Genomic DNA, 20,535 nt, shown 5'->3' with positions numbered 1-20,535 from the left:
GTTGCTACATTTGAGAGGACCCCAGCGCCGGGGGTCTGACGGCGCGCAGCAAGGAGGACAATGTCCTGGCACCCCAACCTCAGGCGGCCGTCGCCGCCCCGTCCGGAGCAGCCGTGATGGCAGCGTCCGCAACCCAATTCTCCAGCGAGGATCTGCTGGAGCGCATCCTTTCCTCTCTCGATGAAGACAAGGCCGAGGACGTCACGCAGATCGACCTGCGCGGCAAGACCTCCATCGGTGACTATATGGTCGTGGCCTCTGGCCGCTCGACCCGTCAGGTTGCGGCAATGTCCGAAAAACTGACTGAGAAGCTGAAGCATGAATTCGGCGTCGCTTGTAAGGTCGAAGGCAAGGATGCAGGTGACTGGGTTCTGATCGACACCGGTGATGTGATCGTGCATATCTTCCGTCCCGAAGTGCGCGACTTCTACCAGATCGAGAAGATGTGGCTGCCCGCTGGCGCTGTCGCTAGCTGACACGGGTTCCGTAGTGACATGTTGCGGGTCGGGCCTCGCCTGACCCGAGCAGATCATACGGCCCGTTCAATTTATCCTCTCGCGTGATGCATCCTGCATGCGCAGAGCTCTCCTAACATCGGATTTTGAATGCGCGTACATATCTGCGCGGTCGGGCGTCTGCGCGCTGGGCCGGAAAAGACGTTGATTGATGACTATCTGCAGCGGTTTGACCGCAGCGGGCGCGCTCTGGGTCTTGGCCCGGCCAGGGTGATTGAGGTCGAAGACAAGAAAAACGCAGGGATGGGCGCCGAAGCGGATCTGCTGCGCAAGGCACTGCCCAAAGGGGCGCTGATCTGTACCTTGGATGAGCGGGGGAAGGTCATATCCTCGCCGGATTTTGCCGAGAAGCTTGCAGGGTGGCGCGACATGGGGCGGCAGGATCTGGTCTTTGTCATCGGTGGTGCCGATGGAATCGACCCCTCGTTGCGCGCCGAAGCGGATTTTTCGATTTCCTTTGGCAAGATGGTCTGGCCACATATGATGGTGCGCCTGATGCTGGCTGAGCAGGTCTATCGCGCCGCCACGATCCTCTCGGGCAGTCCCTATCACCGGGTCTGATCAGGTCAGGGCAGGTCGATCACGATTGTTGTGGCAGCCCACCCGTCGAGATTGCAGCGCGCCTGAATTTGCACCTGTGTGGTGCCCGCAGGAACACGTACACCTGCAAGCGATCGTGTGAAGGGTTGCTCATTCACATGAGGATGGGCCAGCACGCGCAGCCCGATTTCGTTACCCGCCATATCAAGCACGCGCCAACCGTCCGCGTAATGCTCCCAACCGGTATCGGGGTGGGAGATCGTAACTGAAAAACGCCACGTGTCGCCGCTCGGCTCTGCGGTCGCCTGTTCGATGACGGGATCTGCAGCATGGGCAGCAAATGGGCCGGCCAGGCCCAAGAACGGGATCAGGACATATCTCAGCATGGGGCCAGCCTAGCCGATGTTGCGACCTGTGCAGGTCACAATTCGGTGGGCGACGTGGTTTCGGGTTTTGATTGCATCAGGATGCGACGCGACCGGGAAATGAACTCTCGCCTGTAGAGCACGGCCAGCGTGATGACCGTGGCGATAATGAGGGCTTCGGCGCTCACCAGCCATGCCAGTCCGGCCAGTGAGAAATATGTGGCGCGCAGGCCGCGATTGAAGCTGCGCGCGGCGGTGATGTTGATCTCTGCGGCTTGGCAGGCGCGCGGATAGGCACGGGGGTCGCTCGGTTCATTGGGGACGGCGGCCATCAGCACCGAACAATAGCCAAAGAGCCGATGCGACCAGACAAAAGAGAGAAACGCATTGGTGAGCGCAGCCAGAACGAGGATGATCTTGATCTCCCATACAAAATCCGGGGTTTGCCCGAGTGCCAGATCCTGCGCAACACCTGCAAGCTGATCTGTGTTGCCAATGAGCGCAAGCCCCGCCCCAAGCGCGAGCATGGTGGCCGACGCGAAGAATGCCGTGGCTTGGCGCAGGGAGGAGATGACTTGCGAATCAAATATCCGGGGCGAGCGCGTCACCATCTCTTTCATCCACTCGCGTCGAAAATCTGCCATCAGGATCGAGACGGACGGGCGCGATTTGCTGGGATTTTCGATGCGCCAGCCAATCCAGAGCCAGCCCAGCAAATAGCAGGCCAGGCTTATGAAATCCCACGTAGAAAACTGGCTCAGGCGCTCGATCCAAATCATAGGGCGACCCTAGCTTAGTCAGTTCAGCCTTGCCAGAGGTGATAGATTGGTAATATTATTTTACCAAAGAGGAGAGCCCGCATGGAGATGCCACCCCCCAATGCCGCCATCCTGTCCTTGAAGGCAGAGCTTTTGCAGCGCCTGCAACAGGTGTTGCCAAAGGATGCGCTGATTTCGGATGAAGCAGAGACACGCGCGTATGAGTGTGACGCGCTGACGGCCTATAAATGTCCGCCGATGCTGGCGGTTCTGCCGCGCTCTACTCAGGAAGTGTCAGACGTTCTGCGGATATGTCACCAGATGAATGTACCCGTTGTACCGCGTGGAGCTGGAACATCGCTGGCGGGGGGCGCATTGCCTACCGCAGACTGCGTAATCCTCGGGGTGGCGCGGATGAACGAGGTGCTGGAGACGGACTACGACAATCGTGTCATCCGTGTTCAGACCGGGCGCACCAACCTGTCGGTGTCCGGCGCCGTGGAAGAAGAGGATTTCTTTTATGCGCCTGACCCCTCTTCACAGCTCGCCTGTGCGATTGCTGGCAACATCGCAATGAATTCCGGTGGGGCGCATTGTCTCAAATACGGGGTGACGACCAACAACCTTCTTGGGGTCACCATGGTGATGATGGACGGAACGGTTGTCGAAATAGGTGGCGCGCATCTGGATGCCGGTGGGCTTGATCTCCTCGGGGTGATCTGCGGCAGTGAGGGGCAGCTGGGCGTGGTGACCGAAGCCACCCTCCGGATTTTGCGCAAACCCGAAGGGGCGCGGCCCGTGCTTGTGGCCTTTGACAGCAATGAAGTCGCTGGGGCCTGTGTTTCTGATATCATCAAAGCGGGCGTTCTGCCGGTGGCGATTGAGTTCATGGACCGTCCTTGCATTGAAGCCTGCGAAGCGTTTGCCAAAGCGGGCTATCCGATGTGCGAAGCTTTGCTGATCATCGAAGTCGAAGGGTCAGAAGCAGAAATCGACCATCAGCTGAAGCTCATCACCGAGATCGCGCGGCGCCACAACCCGGTGGAGTTGCGCGAAGCGGGGGATTCCGAGGAAGCCGCGCGCATCTGGCTTGGACGCAAATCCGCGTTTGGTGCGATGGGACAGATCAACGACTACATGTGTCTTGATGGGACGATTCCCGTTTCTGCCCTGCCGCAGGTTCTGCGTCGCATCGGGGAGATGAGCGCGGAGTTCGGCCTGAAAGTGGCAAACGTGTTTCACGCAGGGGATGGCAACATGCACCCGCTGATCCTGTTTGATGCCAACAAACCCGGTGATCTGGAGCTGTGCGAAGCCTTCGGGGCCGAGATCCTGAAGCTCTGTGTCGAGGTCGGGGGGTGTCTGACCGGCGAACACGGCGTTGGGATCGAAAAGCGAGATCTGATGCTGCATCAATATGCACTTGCTGACATCGAAGCCCAGTTGCGCGTGAAGGATGTGTTTGATCCGAAGTGGCTGTTGAACCCGGCAAAGGTCTTTCCGCTGTCAACCACGCAGAGCCGGCGCAACGTCGCGATTGCGGCGCAGTAGCGCAAAGCGGGGGTGTTGCCCCCGAACCCCCAAGGATATTTGGAAAAAGGTGAAATGATGACAGCGCAGAGCGAGGCAGAACTTGCCGACATCATTGCCGGAGCGCATGAGCCTCTATGCATACAGGGTGGGGGCACCCGGGGTGTGTCTGTCCCCGGAGAGGTGTTGACGACGCAGGGACTGTCGGGCGTGAAACTTTATGAGCCGGGTGCGTTGACGCTGGTGGTCGGTGCGGGGACGCCAGTGGCGGAGATCGAAACCCTGTTGGCGGCAGAGAACCAGCGCCTTGCTTTCGAACCTCTGGATCTGCGCGGACTTCTCGGTACGGAAGGCGCGCCGACGATTGGCGGCGCATTTGCCACTAATGCCTCGGGGCCACGGCGTATTCAATGTGGCGCTGCACGAGATTTTCTTCTGGGCGTGCGGTTTGTCGACGGGCGCGGAGAGGTACTGAGCAACGGCGGCCGGGTGATGAAAAACGTCACGGGCTATGACCTCGTGAAACTGATGGCGGGCGCCCATGGCACCTTGGGGGTGCTGACCGAAGTCTCGCTCAAAGTGCTGCCCTGCGCGGAAACACAAACCACACTCGCGGTGCGGGGTGTGGATCTGCCAGAGGGGGTTGCCGCCTTGTCGGCAGCACTTGGGTCGCCCTATGACGTGACAGGGGCGGCTTATGATCCGACTGAACGGGTCGCATATGTGCGCCTTGAGGGTTTTGAGGGCGCGGTGCGCTATCGTGCAGAGGCCCTGCGCGCGCTGCTTGCTCCTTTCGGGGAAGTGGAGGAGGTTTCAGGCTCCGAAGAGCTCTGGCGCGATATTCGCGATCTCAAGGCCCTGGCTGGGGTGGAGGGTGACGTCTGGCGATTGTCCGTCAAACCCTCGGATGCGGTGGCCTTGATCCCTGCGCTTGGGGCGACGCGGTGTTTCTGTGATTGGGGCGGGGGGCTGATCTGGGCCGTCACGCCAAAAGGCGTCGATCTGCGTCAGCGGATGACGGTAGCGGGTCACGCCACCTTGATCCGGTCCGAGGGGCGCAGCCCGGTGGCGCGGCATCACCCGGAGCCTGCGCCTTTGGCGGCGATTTCAGCTGGGCTGCGGCAGCAATTTGATCCGCGTGGGATCTTCAATCCGGGTTTGATGGGGTAAGACAATGCAAACGAGTTTCACCGACGCGCAATTGCAGGACCCCGGTACGCAGCGGGCCAACGAGATCCTGCGCACCTGTGTGCACTGTGGTTTTTGCACGGCGACCTGTCCGACCTATCAAGTGCTCGGGGACGAGTTGGACAGCCCAAGAGGCCGGATTTACCTCATCAAGGATATGCTCGAGAACGAGCGCGTCCCGGATGAGAAAACCGTAAAGCATATCGACAGATGCCTGTCGTGCCTTGCTTGTATGACCACTTGTCCATCGGGCGTGCATTACATGCATCTTGTGGATCACGCGCGTGCCTATATCGACAAGCATTACAAACGTCCCTTTGGTGATCGTGCACTGCGATGGATCCTGGCGCGCATCCTGCCCTATCCCACGCGGTTTCGTCTCGCGCTGTTGGGAGCAAAGATTGCGCGTCCCTTCCGGGGACTGATGCCTGACCCAAGGCTGCGGGCGATGCTGGAGATGGCGCCAAAGGTGATCCCCCCGGTGAGCCGCAATGACGATCCGCAGAGTTTTGCGCCGGAAGGGCGGCAAGTGAAACGCGTGGCGCTTATGACGGGCTGCGCGCAAAAGGCGCTCAATACGGATATCAATGACGCCACCATCCGGCTCCTTCGGCGTTTGGGCTGCGAGGTGGTTGTGGCGGACGGGGCCGGCTGTTGCGGGGCTCTGACGCATCACATGGGGCGTGAGGACGAAAGCCACGCAACCGCCGCCAAGAACATCCGCGCGTGGATGGCAGAGAAGAACGGCAAGGGCCTTGATGCGATTGTCATCAACACATCGGGCTGTGGTACCACGGTCAAGGACTACGGCCACATGTTCCGCAATGATGCGCTGGCACAGGATGCGGCAACTGTGTCGAACCTGGCGATGGATATCTCCGAGTTGCTGATGCAGCTTGAAATGCCAGAGGGTGAGGACAAGGGGCTGACGGTCGCCTATCACGCCGCCTGTTCGCTCCAGCATGGCCAACAGATCAAGACGCATCCCAAGACGCTGCTGAAACGCGCGGGCTTTCGAGTGGTTGAACCAGCCGACAGCCATCTGTGCTGCGGCTCTGCAGGGACCTATAATCTGCTGCAGCCGGAGATTTCCGCACAGCTCAAGGCACGCAAGCTGCGCACGCTCGAGGCGAAAAATCCCGACATCATCTCTGCGGGGAACATCGGGTGCATGATTCAAATCGGATCTGGCACCGAGATCCCGATCGTGCACACTGTGGAGCTCTTGGACTGGGCAACCGGAGGCCCTCAGCCACCCGCCCTCACGGCGGAGCGCAGCCGACCCTCAGTTCCCATCTTGCGCTGAAGCTGCACAGGCGGCATCACAGAAAGGCGCGCGGAATCGTCGTTCTGCGCCCAACTTTTGCCCGAAGCGTTGGCTAGGCTGTCGCATAGGGGATGTGGAGTTTGCCCGTGCTGCCGATTAAGAAATTGATTGTTAGTGGTGTTTTATGCGTGTTGTCTGCTGCTGCGGTGGCGGGCACAACACTGCGCGGCAATGATACGCGTCTTAAAAGTCTTGAAACCACAGATGCAGGCCGAGACTGGGAAGCGGTAGGGCGGCTGGATCGCGCGGGCGAGGGGTTCTGCACCGGGGCCTTGATTGCTCCGGATATCGTGCTGACGGCGGCGCATTGCCTTTATGATCGCGACACCATGGCCCAGATCGACCCGACCTCAATCGAGTTTTTGGCGGGATGGCGCAACGGCCGAGCCTCGGCCTATCGCGCGGTGAAGCGGGCGGTCCTGCATCCGCGCTATGTCTATGACGGGACACTGTCGGCAAAACGAGTCCGGAACGACATTGCCCTGTTGCAACTGCAACGCCCCATTCGCAACACTACCGTTACGCCATTTGAAACCGACGCGCGCCCCCGCGAGGGGGCCCGGGTCGGTGTGGTGTCCTACGCGCAGGACCGCTCCGAGGCGCCCTCGCTCCAAGAGGTCTGCAAGGTGATTGCTCGTCAGGATGGTGTCCTGGTGATGTCCTGTGACGTGGACTTCGGGGCCTCTGGCGCCCCTGTGTTCTCGTTTGACGCTGGACGCCCGCGGATCGTATCGGTGGTCTCAGCCAAGGCGCGTGTCGAGGGTTCTGCCGTTTCTCTGGGCGCGTCGCTGGCCGAGGAACTGGCGCTTTTGCAGTCACAGCTGACCGGGGCCCATGTCGGCAGCCGGATGCCTCAGGGGGTTGGTCGCGTTCAGGTCGGGGAACCGCGCCGCAGCGACATTGGTGCAAAATTCATTTCCAACTGAATTCGCCCCCTCTTGAAACAAGAATGACCCTTCATACATGGGATGTACCCAAGGCGCCAAAGACTGGGCCTTGGATCAATCCGCCCGTCCCGTGTTGGGAGGGCTTTATAGCAGTTATCGCTCAAAGATGAGGATGAACCATGCGTACGTTTGATTTTGCTCCGCTGCACCGTGCAACTGTCGGCTTCGACCAGATTGCCGATTTGATGGACCGGGTGATGAGCTCGGATCTCCAGCAGCCAAGCTACCCCCCATACAACATTGAAAAAACCTCGGACGATGCCTACCGCATCTCGATCGCTGTCGCGGGCTTTTCCGAAGACGAGCTGAACGTCGAGGTAAAAGAGCACGCACTGGTCGTGTCCGCGCGCAAGTCCGAAGAGAACGGCGAGCGCACTTACCTGCATCGCGGGATTGCAACCCGAGCCTTTGAGCGCCGTTTCACCCTTGCAGATCATGTGCGGGTGCAGGGCGCCAGCCACGGCGACGGCATGCTCCATATCGATCTCGTGCGAGAAGTGCCTGAAGCGCTGAAGCCGCGCCGGATCGAGATTTCCTCCGCTGCGGCGTCCAAGCCCAAGGAAATTTCGGGCTCGACCGTGAACTGATCTGACGCAGGATGCGAGTTGCGTCCTATTCCGAGGGCTCCCGGCTGGTTGGCCGGGAGCTCTTTTTATTCATGGATTTACGTTATTTACCAAGCGGTAGGTTGTCCTGCGGCAGAATGCCTGCCTTAATGGATGTATGACCCTGGCCGAGATGACATTAACCAGTACCCGCACACAGTTGATCGAAAGCGCTTGCCGCTTGTTTGCGGCACATGGGTATGCCGGGGCCTCCATCTCAGCCATCGCACAGGAACTCGGCCTCAGCAAACAGGCGCTGTTGCACCATTTTGGGAGCAAGAACGCGCTCTATGCTTTGGCGGTTGAACAGGCGGCGTCGTCGGTACTGCAACTGTTGTTTGATGCGATGGAAGATGACCGCCCGCCAGAAGAGCAACTGGAGACGTTCTTTGCAGCCTACCAATCGGCGTTGCAGGCGGATTGCGCCTCGGCCCAGATCGTGTTGCGAGAGCTTTTGGATCAGGCGCTGCCACGTGACGGGGGTACGTCTTTTGCGACCTTGTTTGAAAGCCTCGTCGCCACCGTGCAAGCCACCGAGCGCTGGGAGGGCAAAGGCGTTGCCGGGGCATTGGGCGTGGTGACGCAGCTCTTGGGAGCTGCGTCCCTGATGGGATGTACGCACGACGCCTGGGGGCGATATTACGATGCCAGCGTGCTGAGTACGGCTAAGGTTCAGGCCCGCGCCCCATTTGCCGAGATGGTCTCAGGCGTTTTGCGCGGCTGAACCCGGTTTAGCACGGGCCTCTCTATTCAGCAGATAGGCGCTTGCAACAATGATCAGCGCGGTGCCCAGCCACATGTTGCCATCCGGCAAGAACCCAAAGACAACTGCGCCCAGCCCCACGTTGAAGACCAGTTTCAGGTGATCAAAGGGTTGAAGGAACGCTGCATCTGCCAGCGTGTAGGCCCGCACCAGGCTATGCTGCGCCAGAGCTGTCAACAGTCCCGCGCCAATCACAAGCCAGATAGTGCCTTCTGGCAGTGCAAAGCCGCCACCAAGTGACAGGAGCGCATTTGCAGGGCTGAGCAGCAGCAGCAGATAGATCGTGACCGTCTCGGTGCTATCGCGCCGTGTGAGGTGCTTGGTCACAACGGAACTCGCAGCCCAAAAGGCCGCCGCAGCGACTGGCAGAAGGGCCGCGATCTGGAAGCGATCTGACCACGGGGCCAGGATCACCATGCCACCAAAGATGCCCACAACAACAGCGCCCCAGCGGTGCAAGGAAACATCTTCGCCGAGGAAAAGACCCGCGCCGATGGTGACAAAAAAGGGCGAAAGCAAGATCAAGGCAATCGCCTGCCAGATTGGCACATGGGCCAGCCCAAGCGTCCAGAGTTGCACACCGGCAACGGCCAGCACGACCCGGATCACATGGGTGATCATTTGCCGGGTCGACAGAACGGCAGTCCAGTTGCGCCAGATCCATGGGATGTAAAACAGAAGCGCGATCAGATACTGCCAGAAAGTCACCATCGGAGCAGAGGCCCCATGCAGCATCGTGGCCGATTGCAGTGCGGTGTTCACCAGCGCAAAGCAGGCTCCGGCGATGACCATGAGGCCAGCCGCCTTGAGCGGGGTAGGAAGCGATTGAGTCATCTGCGTGTTGTCCTTTCCTCGGTCCGCAATTGACCCAAGGCAAACGAATAGACCCAAAGCCCTCCTGCACATGGCGAAGGGCGCGGGTCTCTCCATTCTCTTTCATCCGGACTGTGACCGTCGGCCCCGGAATTGCGCCGGGTCTGCTGTCACCCTTGTCAAACCAAGGGCCGCTCGTGGGCTGTGACCACCGGTAGGGACTTTCACCCTGCCCTGAGAATATCGCCTCATGATGAGGCATGAACCTGATAGCGAAGCGATTGCGCAAAGAAAAGCACGCAGCTGCGAATTGCGCGCGACGTAAGATGCAAAAAAGAGGCCCCGCTAGGGACCCCTTTGCTGTGCGGCGACGTCGGCGCCATGATGGCAGGCGCCGGACAGATCGTGGGTCGGATCAGTCGACCTTGAACGACCAGAACATCGTCTCGCCAGAGCTGTCATCGACACCGTCATTGTCGGTCGACACCCAAGCGGTGCCGTCTGCCAGGATGGCCAGACCTTCAACCTTGTCGAGCACATAGCCGCCGGTGGATTTCAGGTCAGGCAGCAGGTCGCGGACCTCTTCCTTTGTCACGACAGGGAGATCGCTGCCAAGCGGGGCAGGAACCATATCCGAGAGCGCAATGCGATAGATCTTCTTGGTGACTGCGCGGTCATCATGCTGGTTGTCGCGCTCAATCACATAGACATGATCGCCATGCGCCACGATTTCCGACAGACCAACCCAGCCTGTGGCCGGCGCTGCCTTTGGATAAAGAACGGCGCCCCATTCCTTGGTATCCAGATTGTAGGAAACCAGCTTTACATGGTTTTCGGGATCGTCTTTCCACTCACGCTGCACCGCCATCCAGAGCGTGTTGCCAACCTTGGTGATGCCTTCAAAGCCAAAGCGCTTCTCGACGGACTGCAGCTCTGCGGGGATCGCGATTTCACCCTTGTTGGTTTTGATCAGGCCCTCGGCGCTGACGTGATAGATCGCGTGCGGGATCGCGCGTTCCGTGCGGCCCTCGGACGCCACATAGAAGCCGCCTTCGCCATCAAGCGTGATCCCTTCGAGGTCGAGTTTTTGCGCAGCGTCGCCATTGGCGCGATGAATGCGGATCACATCGGTGATGCGCGCTGGGGTCTGAGAGGGGTCAATCTTGAAGATCGAGGGCTGGAAGCCGTAAAAGCTATCATTGACCGCCCAGATCATACCGTCTTCATCCGCAACCATGCCGGAGATGGCGCCCCAGCCGATCAGCTCTTTGGCTCCTGCCGAGGTCAGATGAGGATATGTGGCTGCGCCATCCTGAAGCTCAAAGAGCATCACATGCGCCCGTGCGCCACCGTCTTCGAGGAGGTCTTTCTCGTTGGCTGAAACAAGAAGGCCGCGCTCGGGAATGGTCACATAGCCTTCGGGGCCGGTACCAGAGGGCAGCAACTGTGTCAGAACCGGTTTTGCCGGGTCGGTGACGTCATAGACCCCCACGACCGAGGCGCGCTCTGCCCCGACAAACACGAAAGGTGTGCCGTCAAACTCTGCGAAGGTCACAGATTCCGGTTCGACACCTTTGGCATCGGAACGTTTGTCCGGGTAGTGGCCGATCTGGATGATGGCATGCTCAAAGGAAACGCCAGAGTCATAGACCACAGAGCCGTCTTTGTGGAAGATGGTCCAACCGCGCGAACCGCCGTTGTAGTCCCCCTCGTTTGCGGTGGCAAAGTGATCTGCGTCAATCCAAGTCACAGCATCAGGTTCGCGCAGGCGCCCCTTCTGGCTTTCGTCAAAGATCAGTGCACCGCGCTCGTCGGTGGCATCAATGCCATCGAGGTCCACGGCGCCTGCGGAGAAGTGACTGAGAATCTCACCATCCCTGGACACGACGACCATGTGGTTGTTCTCTTGCAGCGTCACAACCGTCTCGTCGAGGTTGTTGATCGAGACATACTCTGGCTCCGGGTCCGATCCTGCGATCTCGGCCAGACCGGTCAGATCCACCATCTTCATGCTGGCGCAGTTCAGGCCGTCTTGCGTGGTGTTGATCATAATGAGGTTGCCTGCGGGCAATTGCGGAATGATCCCGTCATTCAGGTCTTCGTCGCGTTCGTTTTCGATTGCGATGGACAGGAAGGCGCCGTCCTTGGATTTTGCGAGGGAGTCTGGCTGACCGCCCAAATCACAGGAGGCAAGTTCCGCGCCTGTTGCGGTGTCAAAGGCCATGACTTGCCCGGAAGGCTGGGTGTAGCTCTCCGAGGTGTTGACCCCGACATATGCGATGGTACCGACCACTGCGACCGAGGTGGGCTCGCCCGGAAGGGCGATATTGCCTTTGGGCACCGGGTTGGCGGCATCGGTGATGTCGATCATCCCAAGCGCGCCCAGCGGGCTGTCGGTATAGACCAGCGTCATGCCATCGGCGGTCACGTCGATGATCTCGGGCGAGCTTTCGCGGCTCTGGTCGGCCCCTTCGGCCATGTTCTTGATGACGGGGAAAGACGCGATCCGGTTGAAGGCTTTTTCAGCCTGCGCAAAACCGGCGGTCAGCGCGAGGGCGGAGGTCAGGCACACTAGGCGCAGGGACATCGGCAGCTCCTGTAGGAATGAAATCGATGCCAAGGCCATGCCCGCGTTGTGCAAACTATTCGCAACGGTTTTTTGTATGTTTCGTGACGTCTGTGTAAGCCGGTGTTTACACAACATTGCTATCCTCGTGGACGGAAACCGGCCCTCCAAAATGTTCGAGGTGTGCGATGGGAATGGCGATACTGCGTCAGATTGAAGTGCAACTCATCAAGGTCAGCTTTAATAGGGTCTTTGCACAAAAGGCCGCGTTGGCAGAAAAGTTCTACCACCATCTGTTTCTTGAGCTACCTGACGCCGAGGCCATGTTCACCCGTGATTTCTCGCATCAAACAGAAATGTTTGCCCGCGTTCTGACCACTGGGATGCAGAGTCTCGGACGAGATCGGGACATGATGGTTCTGGTTGATGACTTGTTGCAACGACACAAGCACCTGGGGCTGACATTGGACCAGATGTATACGGCACAACGGGCGTTGCATCTGGCGTTTTGCGAGGTCATGCAAGCTGAACTCACGGCGGCCGAGGTTTCTGCCTGGGACAATGCAATTGGTCGTCTGTGTCGGGCGTTGGCGGCCGGGATCGAACCCCCAGCCGCCTGAGATTCATTTTACGGTCAAGGGGTTTAAACGGACATGCAGAGGTACTTCATTTCGAGATAGTCCTCGATGCCGTGATGGCTGCCTTCCCGTCCAAGCCCTGATTGCTTGACACCTCCAAAGGGCGCAAGCTCGGTAGAAATAATCCCGGTATTGATCCCCACAATTCCGTATTCCAGCGCCTCGGCGACCTTGTACACGCGGCTCAGATCCTTGGCATAGAAATAGGATGCAAGGCCAAAAATGGTGTCATTCGCCATCTCGATCACCTCGTCTTCGGTCTCAAACTTGAAGAGCGGCGCGAGCGGGCCAAAGGTCTCATCCTGCGCGAAAGCCATGTCCGGTGTCGCGCCAGTCACGATAGTGGGTTCAAAGAAGGTGCCACCGAGCTCGGATGGCGCGCCGCCTAGGATTACCTCGGCACCCTTGTCCATGGCATCCGCGATGTGGTCTTCGACCTTCTTGACCGCAGCCTCAGAGATCAATGGGCCAAAGTGCGTGCCATCCTCAAGCCCGTCTCCGACCTTCATGGCCTCGACTTTTTCCTTCAGCTTGGCGGCAAACGCATCATAGATCCCAGACTGCACATAGATCCGGTTGGCACAGACGCAGGTTTGGCCATTATTGCGGAACTTGCACATGATGGCGCCCTCGACCGCCGCATCGAGATCGGCGTCATCGAACACGATGAAAGGTGCGTTGCCGCCGAGCTCCATGGAGCATTTCATCACCTGATCCGCTGCTTGGCGGAGCAGGATTCGACCGACGTTGGTTGACCCGGTAAACGTCAGCTTGCGCACAATCGGGTTCTCGCAGAATTCCTTGCCAATGCCGGAGGCGTCCGAAGCGGGGATGACATTGAAAACACCCGCAGGGATGCCCGCGCGTTCTGCCAATACGGCGAGTGCGGTGGCGGAGAGCGGTGTTTCAGAGGCCGGGCGCGCCACAAAGGCACAGCCGGCCGCCAGTGCCGGCCCTGCCTTGCGGGTGATCATGGCGTTGGGGAAATTCCATGGCGTGATCGAAGCGGCAACGCCAATGGGTTGCTTGATCACGGTGATCCGTTTGTCGCGTTGGTGACCAGGAATGGTTTCGCCGTAGACGCGCTTGGCCTCTTCGGCAAAGAATTCAATGAAAGAGGCACCGTAGGCGATTTCGCCGCGTGCCTCGGCCAGCGGCTTGCCCATTTCAGCCGTCAGGATCACGGCGAGATCTTCCTGATGGGCCATCATCAGGTCGAACCATTTGCGCAGAACGCCTGCGCGCTCCTTGCCAGTCCATTTCGCCCATTCCTTTTGCGCGCCCTGTGCTGCTGCAATGGCGTCGCGGGCTTGCATGCGGCTGACATCCGCCACATTGGCGATCACATCACCGCGCGCCGGGTTGGTCACTTCAAATGTGCCCTCGCCAGCGACAAAAGCGCCATTGATGTAGGCCCGGTCTTCCAGCAGGGTGGGGTCCGCCAGAAGGGATTTCAGGTCGGTTGTCGCGTCGAGCATCGGTTCCTCCGCAAATTCGAGTCTCGCAAATCAAAAGCAGTTGGGCCTAATGTTGTCCAGTGACACCGATAAGTCCATAAGCTTAACACATTAAGGGAAAATGATGGAACTCGACGACGCCTATGCCAACGGAGCCTATATCGAAGGAGCCGCAGACTATCCTCCGCGCTGGGCGGCCTCCGCAGAAGATTTCCGCAACAGTCTGCAGGACCGGGCGCGCTTGAACCTTTCTTATGGCGAAGGTGACCGACACAAGTTTGATTTGTTCCTGCCCGAAGGCACCCCCGTGGGGCTGTTTGTCTTTGTGCATGGCGGGTACTGGATGGCATTCGATAAATCGAGCTGGTCGCATCTGGCGGTTGGGGCGCTCTCAAAAGGATGGGCGGTGGCGATGCCGTCATACGATCTTTGCCCCGAGGTGCGCATTTCCGAGATCACGCAGCAGATTTCGCAGGCTGTAACGGCAGCTGCAAAAGAGATCGATGGTCCGATCGTTCTGGCGGGCCACTCCGCCGGGGGGCATCTGGTTGCGCGGATGCTTGACCCCGAAGTGCTGCCGGAGACCGTTGGGGCACGTATTCGCAACGTTGTGCCGATCTCTCCACTCTCAGATCTGCGTCCGTTGCTGCGTACCTCGATGAACGAGAAGTTCAAGATGGACGCCCACGCGGCCACCGCTGAGAGCCCGGTCGAGATGCAAAACCGCTATGACGCCAAAGTGACTGTCTGGGTCGGCGGGGCGGAGCGGCCCGCATTTCTTGATCAGGCGATCTGGCTGGTGGAAGCCTGGGATGCGGATCACGTCATCGCCTTTGAAAAACACCATTTCAACGTGATCGAACCGCTTGCGGACCCAGAAAGCGATCTGGTTGCGGTGATCACCGCCTGAGGATCTGCCTTGCCCGGAGTATGCTTCGGGCAAGGAAAAAAAGCGCTTGCCGCATGCGGAGATTCCTCGCATCATTCCGCCAGAACCAGCGATGGCGTCGCGCGTGGTTTGGCCACGGGTTCAACATCTCAAAAAACATCCTGTACGCCGGGATCTTCTTGTCAAAAGGAGGGTCCAGCATGACTGCTCGTCCTGAAATGTATCGCTTCCATAACGGTGAAAAAGCGCCGTTGCAGTTCTCTGTCGCGGAATACGAAGAGCGCATCGCGCGCTTGCGCAGCACCATGTCCGATCTGGGAGTGGAGGCCGCTGTCTTCACCTCCATGCACAATATCTCTTATTACTCGGGGTTTACCTATTGCGCCTTCGGGCGACCCTATGGGCTGGTGGTCACGGCGGATCAGGCGGTGACCATCAGTGCCGGGATCGACGCGGGCCAGCCGTGGCGGCGCTGTTTTTGTGACAACATCACCTACACCGACTGGCAGCGTGACAACTTCTGGCGGGCTATTCTGTCGGTGGCGGGCGCGCAGCGCGTTGTCGGCATCGAAGGTGATCACCTGACGCTGTTGCAACGCGGCAAGCTCGACCATTTCCTCGCCCCTGCAAAAGTGGTGGACCTCTACGAGGCGACCATGGTGCAGCGCATGCACAAATCACCGGCAGAGCTCGAGATGATCCGCGCCGGTGCTGCGGTGGCAGATGTGGGCGGGTTTGCTATTCGCGACGCGGTAAAAGCCGGTGCGAGGGAAATCGATGTTGCCATGGCCGGGCGGGACGCAATGGAACTGGAGATCGCGCGCCGCTTCCCTGATGCGGAGTATCGCGACACTTGGGTTTGGTTCCAATCTGGCCTGAACACCGATGGAGCGCATAACCCGGTCACCGCACGTCAGCTGCAGCGTGCAGACATCCTGTCGCTCAATACATTCCCGATGATTTCGGGCTATTACACTGCCCTGGAACGGACGATGTTTGTGCAGGAGGTCGACCCCGCGAGCCTCAAGATCTGGGAGGCCAATGTCGCGGCGCATGAATATGGCATGTCGCTTCTGAAGCCTGGCGCGAGCTGCGCGGAGATCACGCATAAGATCAACCGCTTCTTTGAAGAGCGCGACCTGCTGCAATATCGCACGTTTGGCTACGGGCATTCCTTTGGGGTTTTGTCGCACTACTACGGCCGAGAGGCGGGGCTTGAGCTGCGCGAAGACATCGACACTGTGCTGGAGCCGGGCATGGTGATCTCGATGGAGCCCATGCTGACAATTGCTCACGGCGAACCTGGTGCAGGGGGCTATCGCGAGCATGATATTCTCATCATTACCGAAGACGGCAATGAAAATATCACCAAATATCCCTACGGGCCCGAGTTCAACGTTGTGGGCTAATCCCTGATAAAACCCTTGACCGGCGCGCGCGGGACTTGCATCCAACGCGGGCCGGTGCTGAGCCCTGATCTCGGGCTCAGTCGCCGCAAAATTTCGCCTTATGTCATTGCTTTGCGACGCCGCAGATCCGACATTAGATAAGGTGGCGCAGTGTTTGAGGGGGCAAAATGGCCTATGTGAAGTGGATTTTCATTCTGATCTTCTGGCTCTTTGTTGGGAGCTTTCTGCACTACACGTTGCCCCAATATGACGTCGTGCGCATCGTTAACACTTATGAAGAGCGCAAGGAGCTGGGCGATTGGACGCGTATGTTCTGGTCGACGCCAGACAGCCAAAGCGCCGCGCTCCTCAATCGCGATGTACAATTCATTCAGGCGGTGCGCCCCAATGGCGATGCTATTGTCTATCGCAACGAGGACACCGGCTGGAATTGGCCGCCCTATTTCAAATTCGACACCGCCAATCTCTACACAGAGGCGAATGATGCGATTTCCACCAAAGACGACCCGGAGTGGGTACGGATCATGCATTATGGCTGGCGCAGTCAGCTTCTGACATCGTTCCCCAATGCGGTGTCCATCTCTCCGGCGGCGGGACCGGATGACAAGCCGATCAATTGGATTTCGATCAGTATTCTGGTGCTGCTCGCGGCTGTGAGCTGGGCGATATTTGTGCGTCTGCGTCGCTTCAAACGCAATCGGTTGGATCCGTTGTTCGAGAACGTCGAAGATGGATTCTATGCCGCCGGGGATGCGATTGATGACCGCACCCGTGGCCTGCGGCGCTGGTTTGGTCGAAAGTCTTGACGCGAAACCGCATCCTCCAACGCGCGGTATCGTTTGAAAGTCCTACTTGGTTTTTGCCGTGAATATGGGTCCTGTGTCCTGTGCCGATTAATTGGGCCGAAAGCGCAGACGGCTAACACTCCGTTGATGTGACGTAGACCTCATCACGGAGAGATATAATGAAAAAACTGATCGCGGCGCTTGGCCTTGCCACCGTGTCATGGATCCCCACGGCCCATTCAGCCGAGACTTTGGTCGTCGGCGTTGAAAACATCGAGTACCTCCCACATTACTATTGGGACGGAGATAGCTATTCTGGGTTTGGGGCTGATGTGCTCAATCGTTTTGCCGAGGACGAGGGCTATACGCTCACCTATCGCGCGCTGCCGATCTCCAGGCTTATGCAGGCGATGGTCAACGGGGACGTCGATCTGAAGTATCCCGACAACGCGTTCTGGTCTGCCGACCTCAAGGAAGGCAAGAGCATCACCTATTCTGCACCAGTGGTTGAAGCGATCGACGGTGTTATGGTTCTACCCGAAAATCTAGGTCAGCCCGTGGAGTCGATCGAACGCTTGGGCACCGTCTTGGGCTTTACTGCGTTTGCTTGGATGGACCGAATTCAGAGTGGTGCAGTCGCGCTAACTGAAAATTCCAGCTTCTCTGGCATGGTGCGCCAGGCGCTTGCTGGACGGATTGATGGTGCATATGCCAATCAGGACGTAGTGCGCCGCGTTCTGACTGATATTGGCATGGAGGCCGAAGCCCTCGTGTTCGACGAAGGGTTGCCGCACTCGGTTTCAAACTACCATCTTTCGTCCGCTACACATTCAGAGGTGGTGGAAAAATTCGATGCCTGGATGGCAGCCAACCCTGATGTGATCGCCGAGTTGAAGTCCAAGCACGGGTTGTGACCCTGCGAGTGCACGCTCTGTTTGTGAGACTGAGGCCCGTCGTTTGGGCAATACGCGGCCTCGAAGGACAACAGTGTTGTAAGCGCTGTCCCGGCCCCACGTTGTAGCGCCTATCCCGTACTGCGAGATCTTGCACATCTCACAGTGGGGAGTGCGTTTCGCAATGTGCACTACAAATTCGTTTCTCAAATCGTTGGGCGTGGAGATCTACGCGTCGGGTCACCGGCGGTGGCCGGATGAAGCCAAGGCCCGGGCAGTGGCGGATACGCTCGAACCGGGCGCGACAGTGAATGGCGTGGCGGCGCGGTATGGAGTCTTGCCAAACCAGCTGTCGGCCTGGCGCCGGTTGGCGAAGCAGGGGAAGCTGGTGTTGCCAGCAGCGGAGCTGGACGAACCGGTCTTCGCCCCGCTGGTAGTCTGCGATGTGCCGGAGGTGCTGCCGGAACCGGACATGGCGGCACCGAAAGAGGTGATCCGGATCGTCTCAGGCGAAGTCAGGATCGAGCTGGCGCCCGGCACGCCCGCGACCCGGATCGCCGAGATCGCGCATGCGCTCGGGACCTCGCCATGCTGATGCCCTCACAGGGCCTCCGGATTTTGGTTGCGACAAAACCGGTGGACTTCCGCAAAGGCCATGACGGCCTGGCAGCGCTCGTGCAGTCGACGCTTGCCGAGGATCCGTTCACGGGCACGGTCTTCGTGTTCCGGTCGAAGCGCGCCGACCGGTTGAAGATCCTGTTCTGGGACGGCAGCGGACTCGTGATGGCCTACAAACGGCTGGAAGAAAACACCTTCACTTGGCCCGCGATCCGCGATGGGGCAATGACCCTGAACCGGGCGCAGTTCGAGGCCCTGTTTGCCGGTTTGGACTGGCGCAGGGTTCGATCTCTGGAGGTGCGCCGACCGGCTGTGGCAGAGTGACTCAGCCTATTGAATAACCGGGCATTGGCGCCCCGGGCCCGGTATAATCCAGCCATGCCCGACGCCCCGCCCATCGACCTGTCCGCGATCCCTGAGAGCCAGCGCGCCGCCGTTCTGGCGGTGCTGCAGGAAAACGGCGCCCTGAAGGAAGCCAACCGGCGGCTCGAGCATCTCGTGGCCGAGTTGAACCATGTCGTGCATGGCAAACGGTCCGAGAAGCTGAGTGATGACGACCGGCAGCTTGCCTTCGAAGACCTGGAAACCGCCGTCGCCGAGGTCGAGACCCGCAGGGAGCAGGCCGCCCCCTCCACCCAGACCCCGCGCGCGACACGGCAGCGCAATCTCGGCCATCTGCCCGCGGACCTGCCGCGCATCGAGCGTGTCATCGAACCGGCGAGCCTTGAGTGTCCTTGCGGCTGCGGCCGCATGCACCAGATCGGCGAGGATCGGACCGAACGTCTGGACATCGTGCCTGCGCAGCTTCGTGTGCTGGTCGACATCCGGCCGAAGTATGCCTGCCGCATTTGCTCGGACGGGGTCACCCAGGCGCCCGCCGCGCCGCGGCTGATCGAGGGCGGTCTGCCGACCGAGGGCGCCATCGCTCATGTGCTGGTCTCGAAGTTCGCGGACCACCTGCCGTTCTACCGCCAAGGCCAGATCCTGGCGCGCTCCGGCATCCAAGTCGACCGCAGCACCCTGGCGGACTGGGCAGGCACCGCCGCCTTCCACCTCGGCCCCGTGGTCGACCGGCTGGCGGAACACATCAAGTCCTCCGGAAAGCTGTTCATGGATGAGACCACGGCTCCGGTCCTCGACCCCGGACGCGGCCGAACCAAGACCGGCTACCTCTGGGCCCTGGCCCGCGATGATCGCGGATGGGGCGGAGAAGACCCGCCCGGTGTCGTCTTCACCTACCAGCCCAGCCGCGCCGGCGCCCACGCGGAACAGATCCTTCAGGGCTTCGACGGTATCCTGCAGCTCGACGGCTACACCGGTTATGACCGGCTGACGCGCCCGTCCCGCAAGGGCGGCGCGCCGATCACGGTGGCCCACTGCTGGGCGCATGCGCGGCGCAAGCTGAAGGAGGTCTTCGACCGCGACGGCTCGGAAATCGCCGCCGAGGGCCTGCGCCGGATCGCTGAGCTCTACCGCATCGAGGCCGAGATCCGGGGCATGGGCCCGGGCCAACGTCTGTCGGCCCGTCAGGCCCGCAGCGCGCCCCTCGTGGCCGAGTTCGGTGATTGGCTGCAGGCACAGCGTCTGCGTATCTCGGCCAAGTCGCGCCTCGGCGAGAAGCTGACCTACATCCACCGCCAGTGGGGCGGCCTGCAGACCTTCCTCCACGACGGCCGCGTCGAGATGGACTCCAACGCCGTCGAAAACCTGATCCGCCCGATCGCCCTGACAAGAAAGAACGCACTCTTCGCCGGCCACGACGAGGGCGGCCGCACCTGGGCCCGCATCGCCTCCCTGATAGCCACCGCGAAGATCAACGGCGTCGCGCCCTTTGCCTATTTGAAGGCGACCCTGGAAGCCATCGCCGCCGGTCACCCGGCCAGCAGGATCGACGAGCTGCTACCTTGGAACTTCACCCCGTAAAGCTGA

Annotated in this window: 21 protein-coding genes and 1 riboswitch; of the genes, 16 read left to right on the top strand and 5 right to left on the bottom strand. The window is 59.8% G+C overall.

What is annotated here, in order from left to right; translation table 11 throughout:
- The first annotated feature begins 116 nt into the window (after nucleotides 1–116).
- Both rsfS and rlmH read left to right on the top strand, forming a co-directional pair.
- Nucleotides 117–476 (top strand): ribosome silencing factor, encoded by a 360-nt coding sequence (gene rsfS / locus ACZ1HH_RS11775; RefSeq protein ID WP_011539825.1) that lies wholly within the window; start codon nucleotides 117–119, stop codon nucleotides 474–476.
- Between the two features lie 129 nt (nucleotides 477–605).
- Nucleotides 606–1,076, top strand: a complete 471-nt coding sequence (rlmH, locus tag ACZ1HH_RS11770; protein ID WP_416369089.1) for a 23S rRNA (pseudouridine(1915)-N(3))-methyltransferase RlmH — start codon at nucleotides 606–608, stop codon at nucleotides 1,074–1,076.
- A 5-nt stretch (nucleotides 1,077–1,081) separates the two neighbouring features.
- Here the strand turns inward: rlmH and ACZ1HH_RS11765 are convergent, their stop codons facing one another.
- Together ACZ1HH_RS11765 and ACZ1HH_RS11760 are read right to left on the bottom strand one after the other, a co-directional pair.
- The gene (locus ACZ1HH_RS11765; protein WP_472636714.1) at nucleotides 1,082–1,441 is read right to left on the bottom strand and encodes a hypothetical protein; all 360 of its coding nucleotides are present in this window, start codon (nucleotides 1,439–1,441) and stop codon (nucleotides 1,082–1,084) included.
- Nucleotides 1,442–1,476: 35 nt separating this feature from the next.
- Complete coding sequence (locus tag ACZ1HH_RS11760) at nucleotides 1,477–2,199, bottom strand: DUF599 domain-containing protein (RefSeq protein ID WP_011539822.1); 723 nt, start codon at nucleotides 2,197–2,199, stop codon at nucleotides 1,477–1,479.
- An 81-nt stretch (nucleotides 2,200–2,280) separates the two neighbouring features.
- Between ACZ1HH_RS11760 and ACZ1HH_RS11755 the strand changes: the two genes are divergently transcribed.
- The 6 genes from ACZ1HH_RS11755 (at nucleotide 2,281) to ACZ1HH_RS11730 (ending at nucleotide 8,499) form a co-directional block, all read left to right on the top strand.
- A complete protein-coding gene (locus ACZ1HH_RS11755; RefSeq protein WP_011539821.1) occupies nucleotides 2,281–3,729 on the top strand; it encodes an FAD-linked oxidase C-terminal domain-containing protein in 1,449 nt (482 codons plus the stop codon).
- 57 nt (nucleotides 3,730–3,786) lie between these two features.
- Complete coding sequence (locus ACZ1HH_RS11750; RefSeq protein WP_472636713.1) at nucleotides 3,787–4,878, top strand: FAD-binding protein; 1,092 nt, start codon at nucleotides 3,787–3,789, stop codon at nucleotides 4,876–4,878.
- Nucleotides 4,879–4,882: 4 nt separating this feature from the next.
- The gene (gene glcF, locus ACZ1HH_RS11745) at nucleotides 4,883–6,202 is read left to right on the top strand and encodes a glycolate oxidase subunit GlcF (protein ID WP_472636712.1); all 1,320 of its coding nucleotides are present in this window, start codon (nucleotides 4,883–4,885) and stop codon (nucleotides 6,200–6,202) included.
- Nucleotides 6,203–6,294: 92 nt separating this feature from the next.
- Nucleotides 6,295–7,149 (top strand): trypsin-like serine peptidase, encoded by an 855-nt coding sequence (locus tag ACZ1HH_RS11740; RefSeq protein WP_011539818.1) that lies wholly within the window; start codon nucleotides 6,295–6,297, stop codon nucleotides 7,147–7,149.
- Nucleotides 7,150–7,289: 140 nt separating this feature from the next.
- Nucleotides 7,290–7,757 (top strand): Hsp20 family protein, encoded by a 468-nt coding sequence (locus tag ACZ1HH_RS11735; RefSeq protein WP_011539817.1) that lies wholly within the window; start codon nucleotides 7,290–7,292, stop codon nucleotides 7,755–7,757.
- A gap of 151 nt (nucleotides 7,758–7,908) precedes the next feature.
- On the top strand, nucleotides 7,909–8,499 hold the full coding sequence (locus ACZ1HH_RS11730; protein WP_472636711.1) for a TetR/AcrR family transcriptional regulator: 591 nt from the start codon (nucleotides 7,909–7,911) through the stop codon (nucleotides 8,497–8,499).
- Here ACZ1HH_RS11730 and ACZ1HH_RS11725 read toward each other — a convergent pair.
- Entirely contained in the window at nucleotides 8,479–9,372 is an 894-nt protein-coding gene (locus ACZ1HH_RS11725; protein ID WP_011539815.1) for a DMT family transporter, read from the bottom strand. The two genes, ACZ1HH_RS11730 and ACZ1HH_RS11725, sit on opposite strands and share 21 nt — an antisense overlap.
- 90 nt (nucleotides 9,373–9,462) lie before the next feature.
- A riboswitch (FMN riboswitch) is annotated at nucleotides 9,463–9,597 on the bottom strand.
- 169 nt (nucleotides 9,598–9,766) lie between these two features.
- Nucleotides 9,767–11,938 (bottom strand): esterase-like activity of phytase family protein, encoded by a 2,172-nt coding sequence (locus ACZ1HH_RS11720; protein WP_472636710.1) that lies wholly within the window; start codon nucleotides 11,936–11,938, stop codon nucleotides 9,767–9,769.
- 173 nt (nucleotides 11,939–12,111) lie between these two features.
- Here ACZ1HH_RS11720 and ACZ1HH_RS11715 point away from each other — a divergent pair, with 173 nt between their 5' ends.
- Nucleotides 12,112–12,537, top strand: coding sequence for a globin (locus ACZ1HH_RS11715; protein WP_472636709.1), 426 nt, complete (start codon nucleotides 12,112–12,114; stop codon nucleotides 12,535–12,537).
- Between the two features lie 23 nt (nucleotides 12,538–12,560).
- On the opposite strand, the gene ACZ1HH_RS11710 is transcribed toward ACZ1HH_RS11715, so the two are convergent.
- Nucleotides 12,561–14,033, bottom strand: coding sequence for an NAD-dependent succinate-semialdehyde dehydrogenase (locus ACZ1HH_RS11710; protein WP_011539812.1), 1,473 nt, complete (start codon nucleotides 14,031–14,033; stop codon nucleotides 12,561–12,563).
- A 103-nt stretch (nucleotides 14,034–14,136) separates the two neighbouring features.
- On the opposite strand from ACZ1HH_RS11710, the gene ACZ1HH_RS11705 reads away from it, so the two are divergent.
- The 7 genes from ACZ1HH_RS11705 (at nucleotide 14,137) to tnpC (ending at nucleotide 20,529) form a co-directional block, all read left to right on the top strand.
- Nucleotides 14,137–14,922 carry an alpha/beta hydrolase gene (locus ACZ1HH_RS11705; protein WP_472636708.1) on the top strand — a complete coding sequence of 262 codons (786 nt, stop codon included), beginning with the start codon at nucleotides 14,137–14,139 and terminating at the stop codon, nucleotides 14,920–14,922.
- A gap of 179 nt (nucleotides 14,923–15,101) precedes the next feature.
- The gene (locus ACZ1HH_RS11700; RefSeq protein ID WP_472636707.1) at nucleotides 15,102–16,310 is read left to right on the top strand and encodes an aminopeptidase P family protein; all 1,209 of its coding nucleotides are present in this window, start codon (nucleotides 15,102–15,104) and stop codon (nucleotides 16,308–16,310) included.
- A gap of 167 nt (nucleotides 16,311–16,477) precedes the next feature.
- Nucleotides 16,478–17,116, top strand: coding sequence for a DUF1523 family protein (locus ACZ1HH_RS11695; RefSeq protein WP_011539809.1), 639 nt, complete (start codon nucleotides 16,478–16,480; stop codon nucleotides 17,114–17,116).
- A gap of 158 nt (nucleotides 17,117–17,274) precedes the next feature.
- Nucleotides 17,275–18,009, top strand: a complete 735-nt coding sequence (locus ACZ1HH_RS11690) for a substrate-binding periplasmic protein (protein WP_011539808.1) — start codon at nucleotides 17,275–17,277, stop codon at nucleotides 18,007–18,009.
- A gap of 163 nt (nucleotides 18,010–18,172) precedes the next feature.
- Entirely contained in the window at nucleotides 18,173–18,583 is a 411-nt protein-coding gene (gene tnpA / locus ACZ1HH_RS11685) for an IS66-like element accessory protein TnpA (RefSeq protein WP_472635111.1), read from the top strand.
- Nucleotides 18,577–18,930, top strand: a complete 354-nt coding sequence (gene tnpB, locus ACZ1HH_RS11680; RefSeq protein WP_168595277.1) for an IS66 family insertion sequence element accessory protein TnpB — start codon at nucleotides 18,577–18,579, stop codon at nucleotides 18,928–18,930. The genes tnpA and tnpB overlap by 7 nt, the downstream gene beginning before the upstream one ends.
- A gap of 54 nt (nucleotides 18,931–18,984) precedes the next feature.
- The gene (tnpC, locus tag ACZ1HH_RS11675; protein WP_168610441.1) at nucleotides 18,985–20,529 is read left to right on the top strand and encodes an IS66 family transposase; all 1,545 of its coding nucleotides are present in this window, start codon (nucleotides 18,985–18,987) and stop codon (nucleotides 20,527–20,529) included.
- The last annotated feature ends 6 nt before the right edge of the window (nucleotides 20,530–20,535 follow it).

The organism is Epibacterium sp. HA2-3, assembly GCF_055693725.2.
This window is presented reverse-complemented; position numbering and strand designations above follow the sequence as displayed.

What these genes read in the sequence shown, in the direction of transcription:
- rsfS (WP_011539825.1), top strand. Translation starts at nt 117, where the DNA reads ATGGCAGCGTCCGCAACCCAATTCTCCAGCGAGGATCTGCTGGAGCGC.
- rlmH (WP_416369089.1), top strand. Translation starts at nt 606, where the DNA reads ATGCGCGTACATATCTGCGCGGTCGGGCGTCTGCGCGCTGGGCCGGAA.
- ACZ1HH_RS11765 (WP_472636714.1), bottom strand. Translation starts at nt 1,441, where the DNA reads ATGCTGAGATATGTCCTGATCCCGTTCTTGGGCCTGGCCGGCCCATTT.
- ACZ1HH_RS11760 (WP_011539822.1), bottom strand. Translation starts at nt 2,199, where the DNA reads ATGATTTGGATCGAGCGCCTGAGCCAGTTTTCTACGTGGGATTTCATA.
- ACZ1HH_RS11755 (WP_011539821.1), top strand. Translation starts at nt 2,281, where the DNA reads ATGGAGATGCCACCCCCCAATGCCGCCATCCTGTCCTTGAAGGCAGAG.
- ACZ1HH_RS11750 (WP_472636713.1), top strand. Translation starts at nt 3,787, where the DNA reads ATGACAGCGCAGAGCGAGGCAGAACTTGCCGACATCATTGCCGGAGCG.
- glcF (WP_472636712.1), top strand. Translation starts at nt 4,883, where the DNA reads ATGCAAACGAGTTTCACCGACGCGCAATTGCAGGACCCCGGTACGCAG.
- ACZ1HH_RS11740 (WP_011539818.1), top strand. Translation starts at nt 6,295, where the DNA reads ATGTGGAGTTTGCCCGTGCTGCCGATTAAGAAATTGATTGTTAGTGGT.
- ACZ1HH_RS11735 (WP_011539817.1), top strand. Translation starts at nt 7,290, where the DNA reads ATGCGTACGTTTGATTTTGCTCCGCTGCACCGTGCAACTGTCGGCTTC.
- ACZ1HH_RS11730 (WP_472636711.1), top strand. Translation starts at nt 7,909, where the DNA reads ATGACATTAACCAGTACCCGCACACAGTTGATCGAAAGCGCTTGCCGC.
- ACZ1HH_RS11725 (WP_011539815.1), bottom strand. Translation starts at nt 9,372, where the DNA reads ATGACTCAATCGCTTCCTACCCCGCTCAAGGCGGCTGGCCTCATGGTC.
- ACZ1HH_RS11720 (WP_472636710.1), bottom strand. Translation starts at nt 11,938, where the DNA reads ATGTCCCTGCGCCTAGTGTGCCTGACCTCCGCCCTCGCGCTGACCGCC.
- ACZ1HH_RS11715 (WP_472636709.1), top strand. Translation starts at nt 12,112, where the DNA reads ATGGCGATACTGCGTCAGATTGAAGTGCAACTCATCAAGGTCAGCTTT.
- ACZ1HH_RS11710 (WP_011539812.1), bottom strand. Translation starts at nt 14,033, where the DNA reads ATGCTCGACGCGACAACCGACCTGAAATCCCTTCTGGCGGACCCCACC.
- ACZ1HH_RS11705 (WP_472636708.1), top strand. Translation starts at nt 14,137, where the DNA reads ATGGAACTCGACGACGCCTATGCCAACGGAGCCTATATCGAAGGAGCC.
- ACZ1HH_RS11700 (WP_472636707.1), top strand. Translation starts at nt 15,102, where the DNA reads ATGACTGCTCGTCCTGAAATGTATCGCTTCCATAACGGTGAAAAAGCG.
- ACZ1HH_RS11695 (WP_011539809.1), top strand. Translation starts at nt 16,478, where the DNA reads ATGGCCTATGTGAAGTGGATTTTCATTCTGATCTTCTGGCTCTTTGTT.
- ACZ1HH_RS11690 (WP_011539808.1), top strand. Translation starts at nt 17,275, where the DNA reads ATGAAAAAACTGATCGCGGCGCTTGGCCTTGCCACCGTGTCATGGATC.
- tnpA (WP_472635111.1), top strand. Translation starts at nt 18,173, where the DNA reads ATGTGCACTACAAATTCGTTTCTCAAATCGTTGGGCGTGGAGATCTAC.
- tnpB (WP_168595277.1), top strand. Translation starts at nt 18,577, where the DNA reads ATGCTGATGCCCTCACAGGGCCTCCGGATTTTGGTTGCGACAAAACCG.
- tnpC (WP_168610441.1), top strand. Translation starts at nt 18,985, where the DNA reads ATGCCCGACGCCCCGCCCATCGACCTGTCCGCGATCCCTGAGAGCCAG.